This is a genomic window from Hymenobacter mucosus (genome assembly GCF_900188255.1).
Taxonomy (GTDB): domain Bacteria; phylum Bacteroidota; class Bacteroidia; order Cytophagales; family Hymenobacteraceae; genus Hymenobacter; species Hymenobacter mucosus.
In genome coordinates, this window is sequence record NZ_FZNS01000003.1 from 510,696 (window position 1) to 532,851 (window position 22,156).

Consider the following 22,156-nt stretch of genomic DNA (forward strand, 5'->3'; position numbering starts at 1 on the left):
TAGATTGTCCACCCTTAAGTATGGTTTCAAGCTAGATGTAATTATAGAACTGATACTTAAGTTTATTTGAACATGCGAATATCAGTTTTTGCTTTCTAATCAGCCTATTTACATTTGCCCTGACACCACCAGCTCCCACCGCATGGACGCTTACTCTTACATCGCCAACGCACACGGCGAATACATTGACCAGCTCTACCAATCCTACAAGACTGATCCGCAGTCGGTAGATGTAAGCTGGCAGAAGTTCTTCGAAGGCTTCGACTTCGCGCAGCAGTATCCCGAAGGGGGTATCCCTCAGGCCGATGGCGCTGGCGTATTGACTACGCCCGCCAGCACGAACGGTGCTCCCCAGGTACGCGCCGTAGATACGGTATCGGCTGACAAGGAAACGCAGGTTCGCAACCTGATTCACGCCTACCGGAGCCGCGGCCACCTAGTGGCGCGCACCAACCCCGTACGTGAGCGCAAAGACCGCAAGGCTCGGCTGAACCTGGCTGATTTTGGCTTGAGCGATGCAGACCTCGATACTCGTTTCAAGAATGGTGAAGTAATTGGTCTTGGCACCGATGCCACTTTGCGCGACATTGTTGCGGCCCTGCAAAAGATCTACACGCGCACCATCGGGTTCGAGTACATGTACATCCGCGACCCGCAGGTGCTCGACTGGTTCCGCGAGAAAGTAGAGAAGGACTCGTTGAGCTTCAATCCCGGTGTAGAATACAAGAAGCGGATTCTCGGTAAGCTCAACGAGGCCGTTGTGTTCGAAAACTTCCTGCACACCAAATTCCTCGGCCAGAAGCGCTTCTCACTGGAAGGCGGCGAAACCACTATTCCCGCGCTTGATGCTATCATCAATAAGGGTGCTGAGCTGGGGGTAGAGGAAGTAATGATTGGAATGGCTCACCGCGGCCGTCTAAACGTGCTAGCCAACATCATGGGCAAGACGTACGAGCAGATCTTCTCGGAATTCGAGGGTACTGCCGTGCCAGACCTGACCATGGGCGACGGCGACGTGAAGTACCACATGGGCTACAGCAGCCAAGTGGATGCCAGCGGGCGGAGCGTAAACTTAAAGCTGGCTCCCAACCCTTCCCACTTAGAAGCGGTGAACCCAGTAGTAGAAGGTTTTGTGCGCGCCAAGCTAGATCATGGCTACGGCAACGACTATAATAAGGTGCTTCCCATTCTGATTCACGGCGATGCTGCCGTGGCAGGCCAGGGCATCGGCTACGAGGTAACGCAGATGTCGCAGCTGGAAGGCTACAAGACTGGCGGCACCGTGCACTTCGTGATTAACAACCAGGTAGGCTTTACCACTGACTTCGAAGACGCCCGTTCTTCTATCTACAGCACCGACCTGGCCAAGATTATTGATGCACCGGTAGTACACGTAAACGGTGACGACCCCGAAGCCGTGGTGTTTGCCGTGCAACTGGCTACCGAGTACCGCCAGCAGTTCCACGCCGACATCTTTATTGATATGGTGTGCTACCGCCGTCACGGTCATAATGAATCGGACGAGCCGAAGTTCACCCAGCCTACTCTCTATAACATCATCAGCAAGCACCAAAACCCCCGGGAGGTGTACAACGCAATGCTGGTAGAGCGTGGTGACGTAGATAAAGAGCTGGCTAATCAGATGGACCGCGAATTCCGCGACCTGCTGCAAGCCCGCTTGGATATGGTGAAGCAGAAGCCACTTCCCTACAACTACCAAGCGCTAGAAAACGAGTGGCGCAGCCTGCGCCGCAGCAAGCCCGAGGATTTCGACCAGTCGCCCGTCACTGGCATCAGCGAGGAGATAGTGCATAAAGTAGGGCAAGCCCTGACCACTTTGCCCGAAGGCTTCAAGCCAATCAAGCAGATTGATAATCTGTTGAAGGAGCGCAAGAAGATGTTCTTCGAGACGCGCACCCTAAACTGGGCCGCCGGCGAGCTGCTGGCCTATGGTTCGTTGCTGGCCGAGAACCACATCGTACGCCTGAGTGGGCAGGATGTGCAGCGCGGTACATTCTCGCACCGCCACGCCGTACTGCATGATGCCGAAACGTCGGCTCCCTACAACTCGCTGAACTTCATGGAAGGCGAGCATGAGCAGTTGTGCATCTATAACTCGCTGCTGAGTGAGTATGGTGTGCTGGGCTTCGAGTTCGGGTACGCCATGGCAAACCCCACAGCTCTTGTCATCTGGGAAGCCCAGTTTGGTGACTTCGCTAACGGTGCCCAGACCATGATTGACCAGTTCATCGTGTCGTCGGAGAGCAAGTGGCAGCGCATGAACGGCCTGGTGATGCTACTACCTCACGGCTATGAAGGCCAAGGTCCGGAGCACTCCAACGCCCGCCCCGAGCGTTTCCTACAGCTAGCGGCTGAAAACAACATCATCGTGGCAAACATGACCACGCCGGCTAACTTCTTCCACGCCCTGCGCCGTCAGCTGACTTGGGAGTTCCGTAAGCCTCTGGTTGTAATGTCGCCCAAGTCGATGCTGCGTCACCCGCTATGCGTGTCGCCGGTAGAGGAGTTCACGTCGGGCAACTTCCGGGAAGTGCTGGGCGACGTGTACGTGGAGGACAAGCAAGTAAAACGAGTGTTGCTGTGCTCGGGCAAAGTGTACTTCGACCTGTTGGAAGAACAGCAGAAGTCGGAGCGCAAGGACGTTGCCATTGTTCGCCTAGAGCAGTTGCACCCTTTCCCCAAGAAGCAACTGGACGCCGAGTTAGCGAAGTATCCGAAGGCCAAAGTGTACTGGGTACAAGAGGAGCCCGAGAACATGGGCTACTGGAACTACCTGTTGCGCTTCATGCGTCGCGAGTTGGAAGATGTGATTTCGCGTAAGCCATCGGCCTCGCCCGCAACTGGCTATAATAAGGTGCACGTGAAGGAGCAGAAAGAGCTAGTTGCTCGCGCCTTTGACAAGCCTCGCGAAGCCGTTGCCGACGAAACCATTAAGGAGACGGCCGCCACAGCGCAAAAAGCTGACTAACCAGTATATCCCCTACTATGTGGCCAAAACCTGCGTAGTAGGGGATACCGCTGAGTTTATGTATCAATAGTCGTTCAGGAGTGTGAGCTGCCTAGCTTGCGCTACCACCCACCGAAACCCTTCAACACTCCCACCATGGGTCTGGAAATCAAAATCCCCGCCGTCGGCGAGTCTATCACCGAAGTTACCATTGCCAAATGGCTTAAAGCCGACGGTGACACCGTGAAGCGCGACGAAGTAATTGCCGAGTTAGAATCTGATAAAGCAACCTTTGAGCTACCAGCTGAAGCTGACGGTGTGCTAAAAATTCGCGTTGCCGAAGGCGAAACCATTGGTATCGGTACTGCTATTGCCGAAATCGATGGTGCTGGTGCTCCCGCTGCTGCTGTACCAGCCGCACCGGCCGCTAGCGCCCCCGCTACCCCGAGCGCCGACCCTGTATCGCAGGGCGAGCAAAATCCCCAAGCCAGCAACCAGAGCGGGTATGGTGGCTCGCAAGCTGGCTCGGCTGATACCCCAACTGCGGCTGCTTCTGCTAGTGCGGGCGGTGGCGCCACAGTAGAAATGAAAATTCCAGCTGTAGGCGAGTCTATCACAGAAGTGACGGTAGCTAAGTGGTTGAAAGAAGACGGCGCTCAAGTGCAGCGCGACGAAATCATTGCTGAGTTGGAGTCCGATAAGGCTACGTTTGAGTTGCCTGCCGAAGGTACTGGCACGCTCCGTCATGCCGCGGCAGAAGGCGAAACTATTGGCATCGGAGCTACCATTGCTCGTATTGAAGGGGGTAGTGGTGCTGCGGCTCCCGTGGCCCCTGCTGCTCCGGCCACAACTCCAACTGCTCCGGCTCCTGCCGCTTCGGCAGTAGGTAGTGCTACCAGCTACGTTACCGGTACTCCCTCGCCCGCCGCTGGTAAAATTCTGGGCGAAAAAGGCATCAACCCTGCCGATGTGCAAGGTTCGGGTCGGGATGGCCGCATTACCAAAGAAGACGCTCAGAATGCCCAGGCTCGTCCGGCTGCTCCAGCTCCGGCCGCCGCTCCCGCTAAGGCTCCGGCCGCCCCAGCAGCTGCTCCCGCTGCCAGCGGCAACCGCAATGTGCGTCGCGAGCGGATGAGCAACCTGCGCAAGACGGTATCACGCCGCTTGGTGGCAGTGAAAAATGAGACGGCCATGCTCACTACCTTCAACGAGGTGAACATGCAGCCCATCATGGACCTGCGCAACAAGTTCAAAGACAAGTTTAAGGAGAAGCACAGCGTAGGCCTCGGCTTCATGTCGTTCTTCACCAAGGCTGTATGCGTAGCCCTGAAAGAGTGGCCGGCCGTGAATGCTCAAATTGATGGCACCGACATCGTGTACAATGACTTCTGCGACATCAGCATTGCCGTATCGGCTCCGAAAGGACTGGTAGTGCCGGTAATTCGCAACGCGGAGGAGTTGTCGTTCGATGGTATCGAGAAGGAGATTCAGCGCTTAGCTGGTCTTGCCCGCGACAACAAGCTCACGATTGAGCAGATGACCGGTGGTACGTTTACTATTACCAACGGTGGCGTATTCGGCTCCATGATGAGCACTCCCATCATCAACGCCCCACAATCGGCTATTCTGGGCATGCACAACATTGTGCAGCGCCCCATTGCTGAAAACGGGCAGGTAGTGATTCGCCCCATGATGTACTTGGCCCTGAGCTACGACCACCGCATCATCGACGGCCGCGAGTCGGTATCGTTCTTGGTGCGCGTGAAAGAGTTACTCGAAGATCCAACTCGTCTGTTGCTCGGCGTATAATTATTGGGTAGTACACCCACAAGCACAATTTGCCGCTCTTCTGCTTGCTACGCGCAAGTGAGGAGCGGCAAATTGTGCTTGTGGCCTGGTACGCCTAGATAACGGTGAGCCGCTTAAAGCCGCTTGAAGACTGAAGGGTAGATAAAATAAAGAGGCCCTTGGCAGTATGCCAAGGGCCTCTTTAGGAGTAGGGCGGATGGGAGAGAGCGGGAATAGGGAAGGGAGGGATGATATTAGTCTACGGGTAGTTCGCGGGAACGAGTGATGCTTAGACGGGTAACGAGCTGCTTAGCCAGTTGTTTAGCTTGCTCGGCCTTGGAGCCGGCAAAGTGCTCTTCTACCGTTGAAGAAAACAGGTCGAGCCAGTGCTGAACATGCGGGCCGCTACGGGGAAGGGCCAGCTGCTCAGGCAGGGCATCGCCTTCGGTAGAGCCTTGACCCAGGAGGGTGGTGCTCCAATAGCGGTATTGAGTAGTCAGGTAATGGGGCCAATGAATACGTGCCGCCGCTCCAAAGCTGGCACCCAGCAGGGTGTCCTTGGTAGCCTTAGAGCATAGCGTATCTACCAAAGTCTTAATGTCGCCTTCGGTGCGAATGTCGGGTAGAGTAAGAGACGTTTTCATAGGGGATTAGTAAGATTGTGGGCTACCTGATACGTAGCGAATTTACGCAGGTTGCATGGACTTCGCTATATAAATATAAAACTTTTTTTATAAATTGTTGCATAGGTTTCATCAATCCAGCACCAGTTATAGTAGCGACAATGGATTGCGAGCCTGCCCCACTCGGTACTCGAAAATAGTAGCCAGATTACCAGCCTTATAAATAGCTTCATCGGCTTTGGCGCCGCTAAAATGGGCATCTACGGTTTCAACAAACAGTGTGAGCCAGTGCCGGAAATGCTGTCCTTCTACAGGTAGCGCCAAGTGCTTAGGAAACGGGCGGCCCCGATAACGACTAGTCCCGAACAGTAGGCTGCTCCAGAAGTCGTACATAGTAGCAAGGTGGCGAGGCCAGTTGTCTTGTACCACTGCTTGGAATATGGGGCCGATGAGTTCATCTGTTTGCACACGGCTATAAAAAGCGTCGACCAACTGGCGGATATCCGCCTCAGTTTGAATATCAGGCAAGGTTTCAGACATGAATGGAGAACAAAAAAGAGGTTGCTGACAGGAAATCAGCAGGAGAGGATAAACCAAATGCCCATAGCGTACAGTAGTTTCTGTGTGTGAGCAGCACACCTAGAACAGGGCTAGTACTTGGGTAGTTCTTATGTCTTCGATGGGTCGGCTGGTTGCTGCTTGCCACCGAGTATCACTAGCGCAACTGCTAGCACAATGAGTACTGCTCCGCCAAGCATGCCCCCGTTTAAGGATTCGCCCGCAAAGGCCCAGCCCAACAGCACGGCTACCACTGGATTTACAAAAGCGTAGGTGCCCGCAAGTGCTGGCTCAACTACCCGAAGCAGCCAGATGTAAGCGGTAAAGGCAACAATAGACCCAAACGTAACCAAGTAGGCGTATGCCCCCCACGACTTCGCCGTGACCTGCGCCAGGGCGAAGCCGGTAGCCTCGCCGCGCAGCACGCCTACTATCAGCATAACTACCCCACCACATAGCATCTGCATACCTCCAGATAGGAAAGGGGAGGGGCTTGGTTGGCGCCGCTTGGAATACAAAGAGCCAACAGCCCACACGAGTCCGGCCGTAAGCACTAGCAAGATGCCTATGCTTTCGTGCCCAGGTAGGGCCACGTGGCTGGTGCTTGGGGTGCGGGCCAATAAGTATACCCCAAGCAGGCCACACAAGAGCCCCAGCGCCACGGCGGGCGTGGGGCGCTGGGCTACTCCGCTCCACCAGCCCAAGAGGGCTAGGAACATAGGTACCGTAGCTACCAGCAGCGCCGCCAGCCCCGAGGGAATATATTGCTCGCCAAGCGTTACCCCACCGTTGCCGAAGGCCAGCAGGCAGATGCCAATGAGTAGGGCCACGCCCCAGCCTCGCCATGTAGGAGCAGGCTCGCCGCGCAGGCGCATAACCCCGTAAAGCACAGCTCCTGCCAGAGTATAGCGGCTCCCCGCCATCAACAAGGGCGGCATAGATTCAATGGCGAAGCGAATGCCTAGGTAGGTAGAGCCCCAGATAAGGTATACTGCTGCAAAGGCCAATAGGAGCGCCGTGCGTGAGGAAGTAGGCTGGTTCGACATAAGGCCAGAAGTAAGGACGGCCCAAACCTACGGCGTTTTACCCACCATGAATGGAAGGCAGCGCTTCGTTGCGCAAGAAAAGGCATCTGCAAACTACTAGGTTGGTGGCGCTGATGTACGGTGGAGAAGCAGCACTTCGCGACGAATTCCGTTCTTTACGGCATACTCCTACTGTGTTGCCTGTGCGCTCCTACCTGCTCCCGTTTCTGGCTGGCTTGCTAAGCCTCGCCCATTTGTCGTCGGCTCAACTGATGCAGCCCAAAACAACCTTTACCCGTGCCGATTCGCTTCGGGGCCACCTCACGCCTTTGCGTACCTGCTACGACATCAATTACTACCATCTTGATGTGAAGCTGGATGTCGACAAGAAGTCGATCAGTGGCTCCAACGTGTTTCAGTTCACTGCCACTCAGGATTTTACTAAGCTGCAGTTTGACCTATTTGCCAACCTGAAGGTAGATAAGGTAGAATACCAGGGTAAAGCGGTACCCTATACCCGCGAGGCTAATGCCGTGTTTGTTACCTTCCCGGAGGCCATTCGGAAAGGTAGCCGTGCGGCCTTCACGGTGTATTATTCGGGCCAGCCTACCGTTGCTAAGCATGCTCCCTGGGACGGTGGCTTCGTGTTCACGCAAGACGCAAAAGGCAAGCCTTGGGTAGCTACCGCCTGCCAGGGCGTAGGGGCCAGCATCTGGTGGCCTACCAAAGACCACCAGGCCGATGAAGTGGATAGTATGCTCATCAGCGTGACGGTTCCCAAGGGCCTCACCGACGTATCAAACGGCCGCTTGCGCCGCACCACTACCGTAAAGGGCGGTGCTACTCGCTTCGACTGGTTTGTCGACAATCCCATCAATAACTACGATGTGGCGCTGAACGTGGGCAACTATACCCATTTTGCCGATACCTACGCCGGTGAGAAAGGCCCCCTAACCCTCGACTATTGGGTGTTACCCGAAAACCTGGCTAAAGCGAAAACGCAGTTTACAGCCAACGTGAAACCTATGCTCAAATCAATGGAGTACTGGTTTGGGCCCTACCCCTTTTATGAGGATGGATTCAAACTCGTAGAAACGCCTCACTTGGGCATGGAACACCAAAGCGCGGTAGCCTATGGCAATAAGTACCAGAATGGCTACCTCGGCCGCGACCGTTCAGAAACGGGGTGGGGGCTGAAGTGGGACTTCATCATCATTCACGAGAGTGGGCATGAGTGGTTTGGCAACAACATTACCAGCAAAGACATTGCGGATATGTGGGTGCATGAGGGCTTCACCTGCTACTCAGAGGGGCTATTTGTCGAAAGTCAGTTTGGGAAGAAAGCCGGCCAGCAATACATCCACGGGCAGCGGCGCAACATTCAAAACGATGGACCCATTATTGGCCCTTATGAAGTAAACAAGGAAGGCTCCGGTGACATGTATGATAAGGGTAGCAACATGCTCAATATGATTCGTACCGCCGTAGTACCCGATGATGCCAAGTGGCGAGAGTTGCTGCGAGGTCTTTCGCGCACCTTTTACCACCAAACGGTAACTACTGAGCAAATAGTAAGCTACTTCAACCAGCAAACGGGCCAGGACCTCACACCCGTCTTCAATCAGTTTCTGCGTCACCCCGGCATACCTACCTTGGAAGTGCGTTTCTCTGGTGATGGGCAGCCCCAGGCCCGTTGGATTGCCGATGAATCGGATTTTAACCTGCCGGCTCGCCTGCGTACCAAAGGCGGGGAGTACCGCACCCTCCCAATGACTACCTCTTTTCAGCCCGTTAACCTTCCGGGACTAACTAAGGAAAATCTGGAAGTAGATGTTGAGAATTACTATATCGGGGTGCTGGTAGAATAACTATCCTCGCTCCCAGCAAAAGAAAAGCTCCACTGTTGCAACAGTGGAGCTTTTCTTTTGCTGAATGTTCTCTAAATAGGACAAGTACGAATCTGAAAGTGCCCTTCACAGAGCCTGTCAAATACACGCTAGATAGCTGTAACGCTCCTAGTTGCTGTAGCTAATTACAGTGTGCTAAAATATATTCCTATTCATGGAAATATGATTCCCGATTTGAATCATATTCAATAGAATATTGGCATAGTGGTAGGAATGAAAAAGAGTAGGAAGGATTAAAAAACAGTTAATTTTACTAGATAATAGATGTTTTGCACGAGCCTTATTCGGTTAAACAGGCTTGTGCAGTCATAATAAACAAGCTGGCCTACCATAATTGGGTCAGAATTTGAAATAAGACTTTTCAATGTTTGCCAATAAGAAAGATGTTTCGCTAAGTAGTAGCATACTTGCCTAACCGCTTTCTGACCGGAGTAGAACAGAGAACGAACTAGTCGAGCCTACATAGTTGTATCGCAGTAATCTTTACGCAGCCGAGGTATGATAGCACCAACAGTTCCTATGAATTGCCAGAACTGCCCGCATTTGGGGCAGTCGTTGTTGGGTGCGTGCCAGCACAATGAGCTATCCATGATTTCGGGAAGCAAGCTGCACCAATCGTACTTGAAAGGGCAAATTATTTTCCAACAGGGTAACCGCTTAGGTGGGTTGTACTGCGTGCGCCAAGGCAAGGTGAAGATTTCCAAAGTAAGTACCGATGGAAAAGAACAGATTGTGCGCTTGGCTAAGGAAGGCGATGTGCTAGGCTATCATGCCCTGATGACTGGTAGCAATGCCACTACCGTTGCTACCGCCCTCACCGATTGCGTAGTGTGTCTCGTGCCACGCGCCGATTTTTTTAGCCTCATTGAGCAGAACAGTCAGTTCTCACATTCCTTGATGCGCCTTCTTGCCAAGTCATTGGGAGAAGCTGAAGAGAAGGTGCTACACACGGCGTATAAACCGGTGCGTGAGCGGCTAGCCGAAGCCCTTCTGCTCCTGCATGAGCTATTTCAGCCCCCCGCTAATACCCCATTCAGTATTCCTATTTCACGGGAAGATTTGGCGGCCCTGGCGGGTACTGCGAAGGAAACCACTAGCCGACTCCTTTCTGAGTTTCGCGAGGACGGACTGGTGCTAACGCAAGGCAGCCGTATCACCGTAGTAGATACCGCCCGGTTAGCCCATATATCGTCTATGTATGATTAGGTAAGTAACTGAAAATAAGTGCTATGGTTTGGTAAGGTGTAAGCTTTCTGTAGCACACTAAAACCGAAAAATAGAAGGGCCCGTACCTCCCCCGGTGATACAAATCATCGGGGGAGTTTTGTTTTTAATAGGAATAGGTAGTAAGTTAGAGTAAATAGTATTATTTGTATCCCATAATGGTCTCCCGCGTCGGAAACAGAGAGAAAAGTTTGACAAGAATCATTTTTAGAGTTGACGAAGGTCATTTTTTCTGGAGGGTAATCTAAGGAGCTTTGTAAACCAAGTCGTCCTGTTTATAGCAGCACCAAACAGGACAGAGTATTTACACACAAGTTTTAAAAAGCTTCTTGTACGTCGCAGACAGCAGACCAACGCGTGGGTTCTGAGTAAAGCGACTGAGGAATAGACGGCTTGTGCAGACTGATTTTTCACTTCCTCCTCTTATTTTCTAACTCAGTATCATGGCTTATTCAGTCAACAACCCCGCAGGTAAAGTAGTACAAGAGATTCTCAACGACCTGCCGGGCCTGATGGCCGTGGCCGTAGTAGATGCCACCTCCGGCATGAGCTTGGCCTCGCACTCGAATGCCCCTGGCATCAACCCCGACACGGCTGCTGCCTACAACACGGAAGTAGTAAAGCAAAAGCAGAAGGCCATGACGGCGCTGAAGTTGCAGGGCGAATCCATCGAGGACATCCTCATTACGCTCTCCAACCAGATCCACTTGCTGAAGCTCACGGAGTCAGGCAATAAGTTTATCTACCTAGTAGTAAGCTCGCGCGATACCAACTTGGCTATTGCTCGCGAAGTACTGCGTGCCCACGTGGCTGAGCTTAATAACTAAGAGGCAATAGTAGTAGGCTGGTGGGAGCCGACCACCAGGCTCCCCTACGCTGCTTGGGATAGTAATGTGATGTGGCCGCCCGCGCGGCAAGGGGAGGCCCGTAGCTGGTGCCTCGCGCCAAACCCGGCGCTTTGGCCTCAGCCTTTTTTATAGGCCTATGCAAATTCCTTTTTTTCAGCGCTTGCAAGGACTCGCCGGACCGACTGTCAACAAGATTGTCTCAACGGTAAATGGATCGGAAAAAGCTTCTGCAGAGCGAGTTATTCAGCAAGTGCTTACAGGTTTGCCCGAGTTGCTGGGAGCCGCTGTCGTATTAGTAGAGTCGGGCCAAGCCTTGGCAAGCTATACTACCTCCCGCGAGTTCAACCTCGGCAAAACAATGGGCTACAATGCCGAAGTGGTACGGCAGCAACGTCTCGCTCTTGCGGCTCTGCAACCCGATGCCGACAACCAGTTGGAAGAAATTCTGATTACGCTTCAATCCCAATTACACCTCCTGCGCTTACTGCCGGATGGGCAGCGGTTTCTCTATGTAGCCGTGGACTGCCGCGACACCAACCTGGGCATTGCCCGCGAAGTAATGCGTGCCTGCGAAGAGTAGCCGTCAACCGGCCGCATCGTGGGAACAAGTATTAATTACTCTTCTCGAATCCTCATCTAAACCCTCCCCCCCGCCTATGAAATTGACGGCTTCTCCCTTCGATCCGCAGACCGGTGATCTTCTGCCCGTGTACCGGGATGCCTATCTGCGTGGCGACCTAACCAAGGCTTCGGCCCGCGCCGTGGAAGCATATCTGCACCGCGACGACAACCAGGCGCACACTACTCTCACCCGTTGGCAGGAACTGCAGGCCGCTGAGGAGGCCTCCGTAGCTCCGAGCTGGGTGCAGCGCCAAGTACAGTACATTCGGGCCGAGCCCGTGCGCTTCCGTCGGCGTGCTACCACGCTGGTGGCGTCGGCAGTGCTGGTGGGTACGTTTGTATTTGCGGGTACTCGCACACCCACCGAAAACTTGCCGACCGCCGCACTGCCTGCGGAAGTAGCAGTTGAGGCGGCAGCTAGTGCTGCTTCCGCCGAGGCATCGGCCATGCGTATGATTACCGTGCGCGGCCAGATTCTAAATGAAAACGGTGCGCCGCTAGTAGGAGCCACAGTAATGCAGCCTGGCAGCTTGCGCGGTGTATCCACTAACGCCCAGGGCGAGTACGTGCTGACGGTTCCCGCTGGTACTGCGGCTCTTAAATATGGCTACGGTGGCTACCAAGACGAAGTAGTAGCCGTGAAAGGCTCGCACACGGCCAATGTAACCCTGCTGCCCCGCGAGCAGCAGCAGAAAAAACGGTGGTTCTTCTTTTAGGCGTCCACCGCGCCGCTGTATCTAGTATTTGAATGAGTGAAGCCTAAATCATACCGCAGGAAAGCCTCCCGTCGACGAAGTGAACCCAGTGCCGCAGTTGCCAAGCCAGATCCGGCTGCTGCTCAGGTAGTGCACAACGTATTGGCGGAGCTGCCGCGGCTAATGGCAGTAGCGGTGGTGGATGTGGAATCGGGAGCTAGCTTAGCGGCCCACTCCAACATGCCCGGCATCGATCCTACCATGGCAGCGGCCCACAATGCGGAGGTGGTTAAGCTGAAGCAAAAAGCCATGACGGCCTTGCAGCTAGTAGGCGAGCAGATTGAGGATATCCTTATCACGCTCTCAAATCAGTTGCATCTGCTTCAGCTTACTACCAACGGTAGTCGATTAATTTATCTGGTGGTGAGTACGCAGAATACGAACCTGGGTATTGCGAGGGCAGTACTACGGGCTCAGGTGGGGCAGTTGGAGCAATCTGTTAGATAAGTTCTTACACGCTACGAGGAGAATGACGCTCCTTTCTCGCTAACGAGGAAGGAGCGTTTTTGCGTGGTATTGCCCGGTCTATAGATTGGGCTAGGATGGAGTGGTGGGAAGTATGCAGGCATGCGGCTGCGGCTAGCAGGCTGATAGTAGCAGATACTCACTGTTTAGATTTATTGGTATGCAAGCCGAGTAGTTTCCAGGAAAAATGCCGACCTTTTCTAGGTACTGCCGAGTACTTGGCTTCCGACAACATCAGCTCCTACTTCTGCCCCACCCATATGCAGTTCACCGATGCTCAGCGTGCTACCCTGCAAGCGCTTGCCGACACTTTTATTCCCGCCGTAGTGGACCATGAAGCCCAGGATGCGGCCTTTTGGGCCCGTAAAGGTTCGGAGGGCGTTGACATTGCGCAGATTGGGTTAATACTAGATGCCCAACCGGCCGGAGCCCGGCAGGAATTTCTGCAATTGTTGGCCTTACTAGATACGCCAGCAGTGGGCCTGACGTGGTGTAAGTCGTGGCGGACGTTTGGCAAGCTGAATCCTAAGCAGCGCGAACAACTACTGCAAAGCTGGGCCAGCAGCCCTGTGCCCCAGTTGCGCAAAGGTTTTCAGGCGCTACGCAAGCTGTTCATGTTCTTGTTTTACGGTAGCTCTACGCCCGAACAAGGCAATTTCGTGTGGGAGCATATTGGCTACCCTGGTCCGCAGTTGGGAGAGGTAGTAGCCACCGAAAAGCCTATCAAGACCCTGCAGCCTTTGCAGGACGTGACGTATGAGTGCGAGGTGCTGGTGATAGGCAGTGGAGCTGGTGGGGGCGTAGTAGCAGGCGAGCTAGCCGCGGCGGGGCAGGATGTGCTAGTGCTGGAAAAAGGACCATACTTCCACGGTGCCGACTTTACCCAACGCGAAGCCGACATGCTGGGTCGCCTATATGATGCCCGCGGCACGCTGACTACGCAGGATGGGGGTATTGCCCTGCTTGCGGGCTCATGCCTAGGCGGCGGTACCACCGTCAACTGGGCTGGCGCCTTTCGCACCCCCGACTACGTATTACAAGAGTGGGCCCGGGAGCATCAGGTTCCGCATTTTACCTCGCCGGATTTTCAGCGTAGCCTCGATGCCGTAAGCCGCGCCCTCAGTGTAAACAGCGCCTACACGCGCCATAATGGGCAGAACCAAGCCTTATGGGAGGGGTCTACCCGTTTGGGTCAGGAAGCCAAGCTGATTCCGCGCAACGAAACCGGTCTTACTGACTCCGAAGACCATTTTCAGGGGCTGGGCTATAGTTGCTTCGGCGACCGGCACAGCGTGAAGCAAGGTACTCTCACCACGTATCTACAACAAGCCTATGACCACGGGGCGCGCCTACTAGCCGATACCCAGGTGGAGCGCGTTACCATCGCCGAAGGCCGTGCTACCGGGGCAATAGCAGTGCACACTATGGCAACAGGCCAGCGGGTACGGGTTACGGTGCGCGCCCGTCGTGTGGTGGTGGCAGCAGGCTCCATCCAGACGCCGGCGTTGCTACTGCGTAGTGGCCTTGCGCATCCCCACATTGGGCAGCATTTGCACCTGCATCCTACGGTAGTTGTATCAGGACTGTACCCCAAGCGTATCGATGCTTGGCACGGCCCCATGATGTCGGTCGTAAACGACTGCTTCACTATGATGGAGGGTACCAACTTTGGGGTGAAGCTAGAAACCCCGCCAGCCCACGCGGGACTGATGGCCATGGTGCTGCCCTGGCGTTCGGGTGCTCAACACAAGGAGCTTATGCGGCAGGCTGCCCATCTGGGCTCTTTCATTGTGCTCACCCGCGACCGAGATGGTGGGCGCGTGACGGTAGATAGGTACGGAACGCCCCTAATCGATTACGTACTCAGCGACTTTGACCGCAACCATATGTTGCAAGGTGTGCGGGCTGCTGCTGCTATCCACGTGGCGGCTGGTGCGCATACCGTGTTGCTGCCCCACGGCACCCTGCCTATCCTGCACGCCACAAACGGCACCCTGCACAACCCTGAGGTGCTTGATCAGCTACCACAACTAAGTTGGAAGCCCAACCAGTACAGCTTGTATAGCGCCCACCAGATGAGCACCTGCCGCATGGGGGGCAATGCGGGTACCCACCCTACCAGCCCCACCGGTGAGCTATACGAAGTTGGCAATCTGTTCATTGCCGACGCTTCGGCCTTTCCGGCTTGTAGTGGCGTAAACCCCATGCTTACCATTATGGCGCTGGCACATCATACCGCCCAGCACCTGAAAAACAGCAAACCTATAGCCCGGAAAGTGCTAGTAGCAAGTTGATGCCCATGCAGGCTGGCAGGAAGCAGCACACAAGCTGTGGATAACCGTGTGGTGTGGTTTTCGCGTATGCGGGGCGTACCTATATCTCCTTTGCCCTATGTCTGCTGCCCGCCCATTGCTCATTTTAGCTTGTATAACTTCTCTGGCTGCCGGCTGTGCCCGCCGTCACAACGCCTCTATTCCCGAGGCCAAGTCGGTGGCAACGCCTGCGCCCGTGGTGGAGTCGCGCGCCGCGCGCGACTTGACCGACGTGCTCACGGAAGAACTTAAACTGACCAACGACCAGCGTACGAAGGTGCGGGCCATTTTTACTTCGACAGCAGAGCAAGCCAATGCCGCCCAGCGTCAGTACGCCGCCAACCGGCCAGCTATGATGACAGAGTTGAAGCGCATTAATGCTGCTTCTGATAAGGAACTACAGCAGGTGCTCACCCCTGCCCAGTACCAGCAGCTTAAGGCCAAGCAGCGCCAGGTACAAGCGCAAATGCAGTCGCGTAAGGGGGGTAAATAAGGCACTTGGTAGGCCCGTGCTATAAGTGATGCTCTAAATAGAATTTGATTTTCTAGTTCCAGGCAACCCTCTGAGATTCATAGCCATCTACACCAGCAAACGGGCATGGCGCCCGTCATTCTCTACGTGTATTTGCTATGAAACGGATTCTACTACTGCTTAGTGGCTTGGCCTTCGCTAAGGAAGCTGCTGCCCAAACTTCCCCAACTCCCAGCCAAGTAACCTTGTCCCGGCAGCTCAACGAGCTGATGCGCAACCCGGCCAAACCCCAGCAGCAAGTGCTCATGACGATGAACGGCTGCCACGTTCAGCAAATCATTCGAGACCAGCAGACCGATACTGGACTGTCCCGCCCGGTGGCCGTGAGCGTAAGCAAAGGCACGTCGGAATGGGCGGTAAAGATAGATGAGAGCTTGTTTGAACTGAAGATGGGCTTTGAGTGGCCCCAAATAACCAAGCTGTCTTATCGGATTGCTGGGCAGGAAGAGGATGAGCCGCGGCATTACGAAATAGTGTTTGAGCGCCATCAGAATAGCCGCAGCGCTACCATATCACTACCCCTGTACACGACGGATGAGCAGGTGGTAAAGAACATAGTACGGCGTTTAGAAACACAACGGCAGGCATGTAACTGAACGCCGAGCTATAACCTTCTGCTGCTGATGGTCGTTGGTAGGGGCCTGCCATTTTACGCCCCTACTCATGCGCCGCGCTCCTGTTCACTTGCACTTTACCTCCAAGCTCAGCCTCAACGCAGCTGGCAAACACGTACGTGATGGCCTGTCTACCATTCTGCGTACGGGCGACAACCTATGGGTGAGCTGTGACGAGCGTACCAGCATTGAGCGACTACGCCGCACTGGCCCGCACGAATACGGGCAGCATTGCTCCTACGCACTGACCACCCTGCTGGACCTGCCTTCTGGCGCGGAAGAAGAAATTGACATTGAGGGCCTCGCGGAAGCCGACCACTACCTCTGGATTGTGGGCTCACACAGCCGCAAGCGTAAAAAGCCAAAGCCGGAGGAAAAAGATGAAGCCGCGCAGATTGCCCGGTTAGCCGAAGTAAAGCAGGAAGCCAACCGCTACCTCCTGGCCCGGGTGCCGCTACTGCTGAACGCGCAAACCGGCGACTATGAGCTGCACCGGGAGGCGCCCCATCCCACCGACCCTACACGCGTTCTGCGGGCGGCCCAGCTCCACCGCACCAGCACCTCCAACGAACTGTTGGATGTGCTGGCCGAAGATCCCCACCTTAATCCTTTTCTGACAATTCCTGGCAAAGACAACGGCTTCGATATTGAAGGCTTGGCGGCTGCGCCAGATGGGCGGTTGTTTATCGGCTTGCGCGGGCCTGTGCTGCGCGGGTGGGCTATTGTGTTAGAAGTGCTGCTGGGAGAAGACAAGCATGGCCGGCTACGCTTGCAGCCACTTACGGGCGCCACGCACAAGTATTATAAAAAGCACTTTCTAAGCCTGGGTGGCATGGGCCTGCGCGAGCTACGCCAGCGGGGCGCCGACTTGCTACTCCTAGCCGGCCCCACCATGGACTTAGATGGCACTATTGCGGTGTACTGCTGGCCTGATGCGCTACGCTGCCCCCAAGACAGCCTCATTGACGACAAAAAGCTTATTCGCTTGTTTGATGTACCGCACGGGTCCGGGCCCACGGCAGGACAAGATAAAGCCGAGGGCATGGCAGTGCTGGATGATGAGCACGTTCTGGTCGTGTTCGATACGCCTACCGATGCCCGCAAACCAGCCCCGCACCAAGTAATAGCCGACAGCTACCTGCTACCTGCCCTGCCAGCGCAAGCTACGGCCGCCAAGTAGTTAGCCCGCAGTTTTCAGCTTTGAGGTGCACCTTTGTTTCCCACTCAATTTCCCCTTCCATGGCTTCTCCGTCTTTGGTGCGCACCCCCGAAACCATCCACCGCATTCTGTTTCAAGATTGTGACATGCTTGGGCACCTCAACAATGCCCGCTACCTCGACTATTTTTTGAATGCGCGGGAGGAGCACACCATTCAGCACTACGCCCTCAACCTGGGCGAGCTGGCGCGCGAGTCGGGAGCGGGCTGGGTAATTACCAAGCACCACATTGCCTACCTGCGGCCAGCCAACCACGCCGAGCTAGTGCGCATCCGGACCCAGCTGATTCACTTCGACAACTCTAACCTGGTAGTAGAGATGCAAATGCTGAGCGAAGATGGCCTACGTCTTAAGTCGGTGCTGTGGTCAGAAATGGCCTTTGTGCGCGTGCCCCAAGGTACTCGTACTGAGCACTCCGATGCGCTGATGGATATGCTGGAGAAACTGGATGTGGAAGAGGTAAGCTATGACCCCGATGGCTTCGACGAGCGAGTACACCGGCTCCGCAAGCAGCTCAAGCGCGAGCGGGCCGAGCACGAAGACTAGCTCAACAGCTAAACCCGAAATTTTATAAGCCAGAAGAGACGTATTGGCCGAACACCTCGTTTTTCCTCTCGTTAAAGAAAAGCCGATGCCCCTACGAGTGGCATCGGCTTTTCACTTGTAGTACGTTTTATAACGACAACCTAACATGAGTCTCTTCAGCAGCGACGCCCTCAAGGGCAAAAAAATAGCCATTGTAGCCACCGACGGGTTTGAGCAATCGGAACTCGAGAAACCCAAGAAATTTCTGGAAGGCGAAGGTGCCGAAACCCATGTGATTTCGCTTAAAAGCGGTTCCATCAAAGGATGGGACGAAAAAGACTGGGGCGACAGCGTAGATGTGGATAAAGTAATTGGCGACGTGAAGGTAGCCGACTACGATGCCCTAGTGCTGCCAGGTGGTCAAATCAATCCTGATGTGCTGCGCACCAAGCCAGAGGTAGTAAGCTTTATTGGCGAGTTTGTGCGCTCTGGCAAACCCGTAGCAGCCATCTGCCACGGCCCCTGGACGCTGATTGAAGCCAACGTGGTGCGCGGTAAGCAGCTTACCAGCTGGCCCAGCCTCAAAACCGACATCAAGAATGCCGGTGGTAACTGGGTAGACGAAACAGTGGTAGTAGATGGAAATATTATCACCAGCCGCAACCCCCAAGATCTTCCGGCCTTCAACGACAAAATTAAAGAGGCGCTGGTGAAGGAGCCTACGCACGCTTAAGTCCTACCAATACCGGGCAAAAACGCCCCGCTGGCTTCAGTTGTCAGCGGGGCGTTTTTTATTGGGGTAGCAGGGCTAGCAAGTCCGCCGCGTATTGGTGGTACACTAGGTATGAACCAGCATCAAACAAGAGCAGGAACCCGCCCTGCACCCACAGAGACCTCCCAAACCCCAGTAGACGCTCGGGGCGTTGGGCTGCGGAACTCGCCTGGGCCCGCAGCCAGCTACCTACGCACAAGTAGGCGGCATCGAGGCCCACGTTAAGCACTAAAATCTTCTCGAAGGTAAATTGCGCCGCCAGGCTTTCTGCTAGAGTGAGGGTAGTGACTTGGTTGGGGTGGGCTTGCAGAATGCCCCAGGTAGCAAGCAGCGTGTTCACCACATTCCACGCCACGTTCATGAGGTGGAAGTGGTGCGCTTCCGTACGGGCATCGGTGCGTTTCACATAGTAGCCGCTTACCACCAAGTTCAGCAGGGCCCACGTGCCCAACACCCCCATACCTCGCTCGACCAGCAGCTCGCGAGCGTGATTAATAAGCGGCAGGTCGGCAAGATCAATCATAGGTAGCGGGTAGTAACGAGGAGTGCGCTAGGCGTGGCAGGGAGCTAAAGCACAAAAGGAAGCCACTAGGGCTTCCTTTTGATACAAACTAGTGGGCGGTAGGGTTAGTTGGAGATGCCAATACCTACATACACCTGGAAGGCGCCGTTTTTGATATTTGCCAGCGACTGGGCCGCCGTATTTTTTGGATCCTTAATAACATCGGCAAAGCCAGCCGTGTAGCGGCCACCCACACGGGCCGGACCGATACGCCCTTCTAAACCAGCAGAAAGGCCGTAGTCGAGGCTGTTGTAGCTGTAGTCGTACAGGTTGTCTTCGTTGGCAATCTTGCGCTCCTGCCCAGCTTCGCGCACTTTTGTCAGCAGCGACACCTGAGGGCCTACGTGCACGCTTACGTTATCAACAATGTTGTACACCAGCAGCACGGGCACCTGAATGTAGTCGAGGCGAGTGAAGTAAGTGTTCGTGTTGGAACGGGATGCAGAGCTCCCCTCGAAGCCTTGGCGCGAGTACAGTACTTCCGGCTGAATGGAGAATTTGTCGTTGAAGCCAAACTGGGCATATACCCCCGCGTGGAAGTTGCGGTAGCTGCCCAGGTTGTCGTAGTTGTCCTTGTCGTCGCCGTGGATTTGTGACCAGTTCAGACCGCCTTTGATACCAAAGCCATTATTGCGCGAATCGCTGCTGCCGGAGCCCGGCGCATAGTCCGTAGAGGAACGGATGCCACTTACGCGCGAGCCTTCAGTTTGGGCAGTGGCGGCGGCGCTCAGAGCGCAGAAAGAGAGTAGAAGTGCTGCTTTTTTCATGGAGCGGAAACGATGAGGCAGATGAAGGGAATAGCTTGCCAGAACGGGAGGGAAGCATCGGTAAGGCGCTATACTAGCGTTCTGTCAGAAGGTTACAGGATAAGCCGGCTTAAAGCCTAAATTTTGCACAACGATACCCTGTATATTTGTCTGCCATAAGTATATCTTTGGCTCTTTACGGCCGCCGCCAGCATGGCTTTACGAGGGGCGTTAGCTCAGTTGGTTCAGAGCACTACCTCGACAAGGTAGGGGTCACTGGTTCGAGCCCAGTACGCCCCACTACAAAGCCACCCCCGAATCCGGAAGTAACCGCCCATCCAGGCGGTTATTTTTGTGTTCAGCAGCAAGGGTATTCTACTTTCTTGGCTGACTTGCGTAGGTTCGGGGCGTATGCTTTCTATTGCCTGGGCGCCCTTGTATGCCCACCCGCTGCCGGCCAACCACCGCTTTCCGATGCTGAAGTACGAACTGCTGCCTGAGCAGTTGCTACGCGAAGGCATTGTACCTGCCAGTGCTTTCTTCACGCCCCAGCCTCCGCCTGATGCAAGCATCCTGCTCACGCACGACCCCGATTACTACCGACGCCTGTGCCACGGCGAGCTTACCCACCACGAAGAGCGAGCCACGGGCTTTCCGTGGAGCCCACAGCTGATTGAGCGCGAGGTAACTATTCTGGGTGGTACGCTGGAGTGTGCCCGGCGGGCCTTGCAGCACGGGGTAGCCCTCAATATTGCGGGGGGTACCCATCATGCTTTCCGCGACCGGGGTGAGGGGTTTTGCTTGCTCAACGACCAAGCTGCCGCTGCCAACTACTTGCTTGCTCACGCCGAGCTAGGCGTACGGCGCATTCTCATCGTGGATTTGGATGTGCACCAGGGCAACGGTACTGCGGCTATTTTCGAGCACGAGCCGCGCGTGTTCACGTTCAGTATGCATGGTGCCCGCAACTACCCGCACCGCAAGGAGCACTCCTCGTTGGATTTGCCCCTGCCCGACAACACCGATGACGCAACTTATTTGTCGTTACTGGGGCAAACGTTGCCGCGCCTGCTGGCCGAGCATCAGCCCGACTTTGTCTTTTACCTCAGCGGAGTAGATGTGCTAGCTACCGACAAGCTCGGACATCTGGCTCTCACCCGAGAAGGCTGCCGTCAGCGCGACTTGCTAGTGCTGGCTGCCTGCCACCAAGCGGGGCTGCCAGTGGTCGTGTGCATGGGTGGGGGCTACTCTCCTCGCATTGCCGATATTGTAGATGCTCACGTCAATACCTTCCGCATTGCCGCCGACCTGTGGACGTAAGTTAGTGAAACGCAAAGAACCGCTGGCACTAGTGCCTTGGTCACGGCTGCCTTGAGGTACCCGGCAGTACTAGCTGCCAGCGGAAGGCCCAACGCCAGCGCAATGAGTACTGCGCCACCCCAGCGGCGGCCAGCAACTGTTGCCATTCTGCGCGTGAGAAAGCCCGGGCTACCGACAGCGGTGCGTCGTTCTGAACCAAGTAAGAGCCACCTAATAGCTTGGTAAGCCACCGGATGCTATGATAAGCCAGGTAGTGACGGTGTAAATCGTTGATGATAACAGCTAGAGCAGCCTGCTGGGGCCATTGGCGTAGCAGCTGCGTAAGGGCTACATCGGAGAAATGATGGCAAAACAGGCTGGCTGTCACTACGTCAAACTGTTGCTGCTGAAACGGTGGCGCAAAAATGTCGGCCTGCTGGTAACTGATTTCGGGGTAGTCGGGGCTTTTGCTAGCTGCGTAATCCAGCATAAATGCGTTAGCATCAATGCCAACCAGCTCTACAGCTAATCCTCGCCGCCGTGCCCAGCGGGCTATTTGACGAAGCGTATCGCCGCCGCCACTACCCAAATCGGCTAGGCGTAACGGCCGACCCGAGGGGAACTGTGGCCGCAACTGCTCTAAGGCATCCAGTACGGGCGCGTACCCTCCCAACCATGTGTTAATAGTTTCGAGCTCATCGAGGTTACGGCGCAATGCGTCGGAGGCCAGCGTGAGGTCGTCCATCAGCTCTTCTTCCGTGGCACGGTGGCGCAAGTCGGGCATTAGGTAAGCG

Annotated in this window: 21 protein-coding genes and 1 tRNA gene; 16 read left to right on the plus strand and 6 right to left on the minus strand. The window is 55.0% G+C overall.

Translation table 11 applies throughout. The features are described 5' to 3' along the window. Positions 1-142 precede the first annotated feature (142 nt). Positions 143-2,989 carry a 2-oxoglutarate dehydrogenase E1 component gene (locus CHB83_RS09420; protein WP_089332443.1) on the plus strand — a complete coding sequence of 949 codons (2,847 nt, stop codon included), beginning with the start codon at positions 143-145 and terminating at the stop codon, positions 2,987-2,989. Positions 2,990-3,124: 135 nt separating this feature from the next. Next, entirely contained in the window at positions 3,125-4,777 is a 1,653-nt protein-coding gene (gene odhB / locus CHB83_RS09425) for a 2-oxoglutarate dehydrogenase complex dihydrolipoyllysine-residue succinyltransferase (RefSeq protein WP_089332444.1), read from the plus strand. 233 nt (positions 4,778-5,010) lie between these two features. Here the strand turns inward: odhB and CHB83_RS09430 are convergent, their stop codons facing one another. The 3 genes from CHB83_RS09430 to yedA form a co-directional block, all read right to left on the minus strand. After that, positions 5,011-5,400: a group III truncated hemoglobin gene (locus tag CHB83_RS09430; RefSeq protein WP_052695653.1), complete on the minus strand. Its 390-nt coding sequence runs from the start codon at positions 5,398-5,400 to the stop codon at positions 5,011-5,013. Positions 5,401-5,526: 126 nt separating this feature from the next. Next, positions 5,527-5,919, minus strand: coding sequence for a group III truncated hemoglobin (locus tag CHB83_RS09435; RefSeq protein ID WP_089332445.1), 393 nt, complete (start codon positions 5,917-5,919; stop codon positions 5,527-5,529). Positions 5,920-6,047: 128 nt separating this feature from the next. Next, the gene (yedA, locus tag CHB83_RS09440; RefSeq protein WP_089332446.1) at positions 6,048-6,983 is read right to left on the minus strand and encodes a drug/metabolite exporter YedA; all 936 of its coding nucleotides are present in this window, start codon (positions 6,981-6,983) and stop codon (positions 6,048-6,050) included. Between the two features lie 50 nt (positions 6,984-7,033). On the opposite strand from yedA, the gene CHB83_RS09445 reads away from it, so the two are divergent. The 12 genes from CHB83_RS09445 to CHB83_RS09500 all read left to right on the plus strand — a co-directional run bounded on the left by CHB83_RS09445 (position 7,034) and on the right by CHB83_RS09500 (position 18,716). Then, the gene (locus CHB83_RS09445) at positions 7,034-8,830 is read left to right on the plus strand and encodes a M1 family metallopeptidase (RefSeq protein WP_245855310.1); all 1,797 of its coding nucleotides are present in this window, start codon (positions 7,034-7,036) and stop codon (positions 8,828-8,830) included. A gap of 558 nt (positions 8,831-9,388) precedes the next feature. Next, positions 9,389-10,075, plus strand: coding sequence for a Crp/Fnr family transcriptional regulator (locus CHB83_RS09450; protein WP_179225498.1), 687 nt, complete (start codon positions 9,389-9,391; stop codon positions 10,073-10,075). A 461-nt stretch (positions 10,076-10,536) separates the two neighbouring features. Continuing rightward, entirely contained in the window at positions 10,537-10,920 is a 384-nt protein-coding gene (locus CHB83_RS09455) for a roadblock/LC7 domain-containing protein (protein WP_045688903.1), read from the plus strand. 157 nt (positions 10,921-11,077) lie between these two features. After that, complete coding sequence (locus CHB83_RS09460; RefSeq protein WP_089332448.1) at positions 11,078-11,521, plus strand: hypothetical protein; 444 nt, start codon at positions 11,078-11,080, stop codon at positions 11,519-11,521. Between the two features lie 76 nt (positions 11,522-11,597). After that, positions 11,598-12,278, plus strand: coding sequence for a carboxypeptidase-like regulatory domain-containing protein (locus CHB83_RS09465; protein WP_045688902.1), 681 nt, complete (start codon positions 11,598-11,600; stop codon positions 12,276-12,278). 36 nt (positions 12,279-12,314) lie between these two features. Continuing rightward, on the plus strand, positions 12,315-12,764 hold the full coding sequence (locus CHB83_RS09470; RefSeq protein ID WP_236705010.1) for a hypothetical protein: 450 nt from the start codon (positions 12,315-12,317) through the stop codon (positions 12,762-12,764). Between the two features lie 278 nt (positions 12,765-13,042). After that, positions 13,043-15,076: an FAD-dependent oxidoreductase gene (locus CHB83_RS09475; protein WP_179225499.1), complete on the plus strand. Its 2,034-nt coding sequence runs from the start codon at positions 13,043-13,045 to the stop codon at positions 15,074-15,076. 97 nt (positions 15,077-15,173) lie between these two features. Then, on the plus strand, positions 15,174-15,587 hold the full coding sequence (locus CHB83_RS09480) for a hypothetical protein (RefSeq protein WP_045688901.1): 414 nt from the start codon (positions 15,174-15,176) through the stop codon (positions 15,585-15,587). Positions 15,588-15,724: 137 nt separating this feature from the next. Next, the gene (locus CHB83_RS09485; RefSeq protein WP_089332450.1) at positions 15,725-16,222 is read left to right on the plus strand and encodes a hypothetical protein; all 498 of its coding nucleotides are present in this window, start codon (positions 15,725-15,727) and stop codon (positions 16,220-16,222) included. Between the two features lie 67 nt (positions 16,223-16,289). Next, positions 16,290-17,420, plus strand: coding sequence for a DUF3616 domain-containing protein (locus tag CHB83_RS09490; protein WP_089332451.1), 1,131 nt, complete (start codon positions 16,290-16,292; stop codon positions 17,418-17,420). 59 nt (positions 17,421-17,479) lie between these two features. Beyond that, on the plus strand, positions 17,480-18,004 hold the full coding sequence (locus CHB83_RS09495; RefSeq protein ID WP_089332452.1) for an acyl-CoA thioesterase: 525 nt from the start codon (positions 17,480-17,482) through the stop codon (positions 18,002-18,004). A 145-nt stretch (positions 18,005-18,149) separates the two neighbouring features. Continuing rightward, positions 18,150-18,716 (plus strand): type 1 glutamine amidotransferase domain-containing protein, encoded by a 567-nt coding sequence (locus tag CHB83_RS09500; RefSeq protein ID WP_045688897.1) that lies wholly within the window; start codon positions 18,150-18,152, stop codon positions 18,714-18,716. 58 nt (positions 18,717-18,774) lie between these two features. On the opposite strand, the gene CHB83_RS09505 is transcribed toward CHB83_RS09500, so the two are convergent. Further along, positions 18,775-19,278 (minus strand): DUF6992 family protein, encoded by a 504-nt coding sequence (locus CHB83_RS09505; protein WP_052695267.1) that lies wholly within the window; start codon positions 19,276-19,278, stop codon positions 18,775-18,777. Positions 19,279-19,382: 104 nt separating this feature from the next. After that, positions 19,383-20,084 (minus strand): porin family protein, encoded by a 702-nt coding sequence (locus CHB83_RS09510; RefSeq protein ID WP_052695266.1) that lies wholly within the window; start codon positions 20,082-20,084, stop codon positions 19,383-19,385. 204 nt (positions 20,085-20,288) lie between these two features. Between CHB83_RS09510 and CHB83_RS09515 the strand changes: the two genes are divergently transcribed. Continuing rightward, positions 20,289-20,363, plus strand: a tRNA-Val gene (locus tag CHB83_RS09515). A gap of 111 nt (positions 20,364-20,474) precedes the next feature. Next, complete coding sequence (locus CHB83_RS09520; protein ID WP_089332453.1) at positions 20,475-21,383, plus strand: histone deacetylase family protein; 909 nt, start codon at positions 20,475-20,477, stop codon at positions 21,381-21,383. A 40-nt stretch (positions 21,384-21,423) separates the two neighbouring features. On the opposite strand, the gene CHB83_RS09525 is transcribed toward CHB83_RS09520, so the two are convergent. Then, complete coding sequence (locus tag CHB83_RS09525) at positions 21,424-22,146, minus strand: methyltransferase domain-containing protein (protein WP_089332454.1); 723 nt, start codon at positions 22,144-22,146, stop codon at positions 21,424-21,426. Between the last annotated feature and the right edge of the window lie 10 nt (positions 22,147-22,156).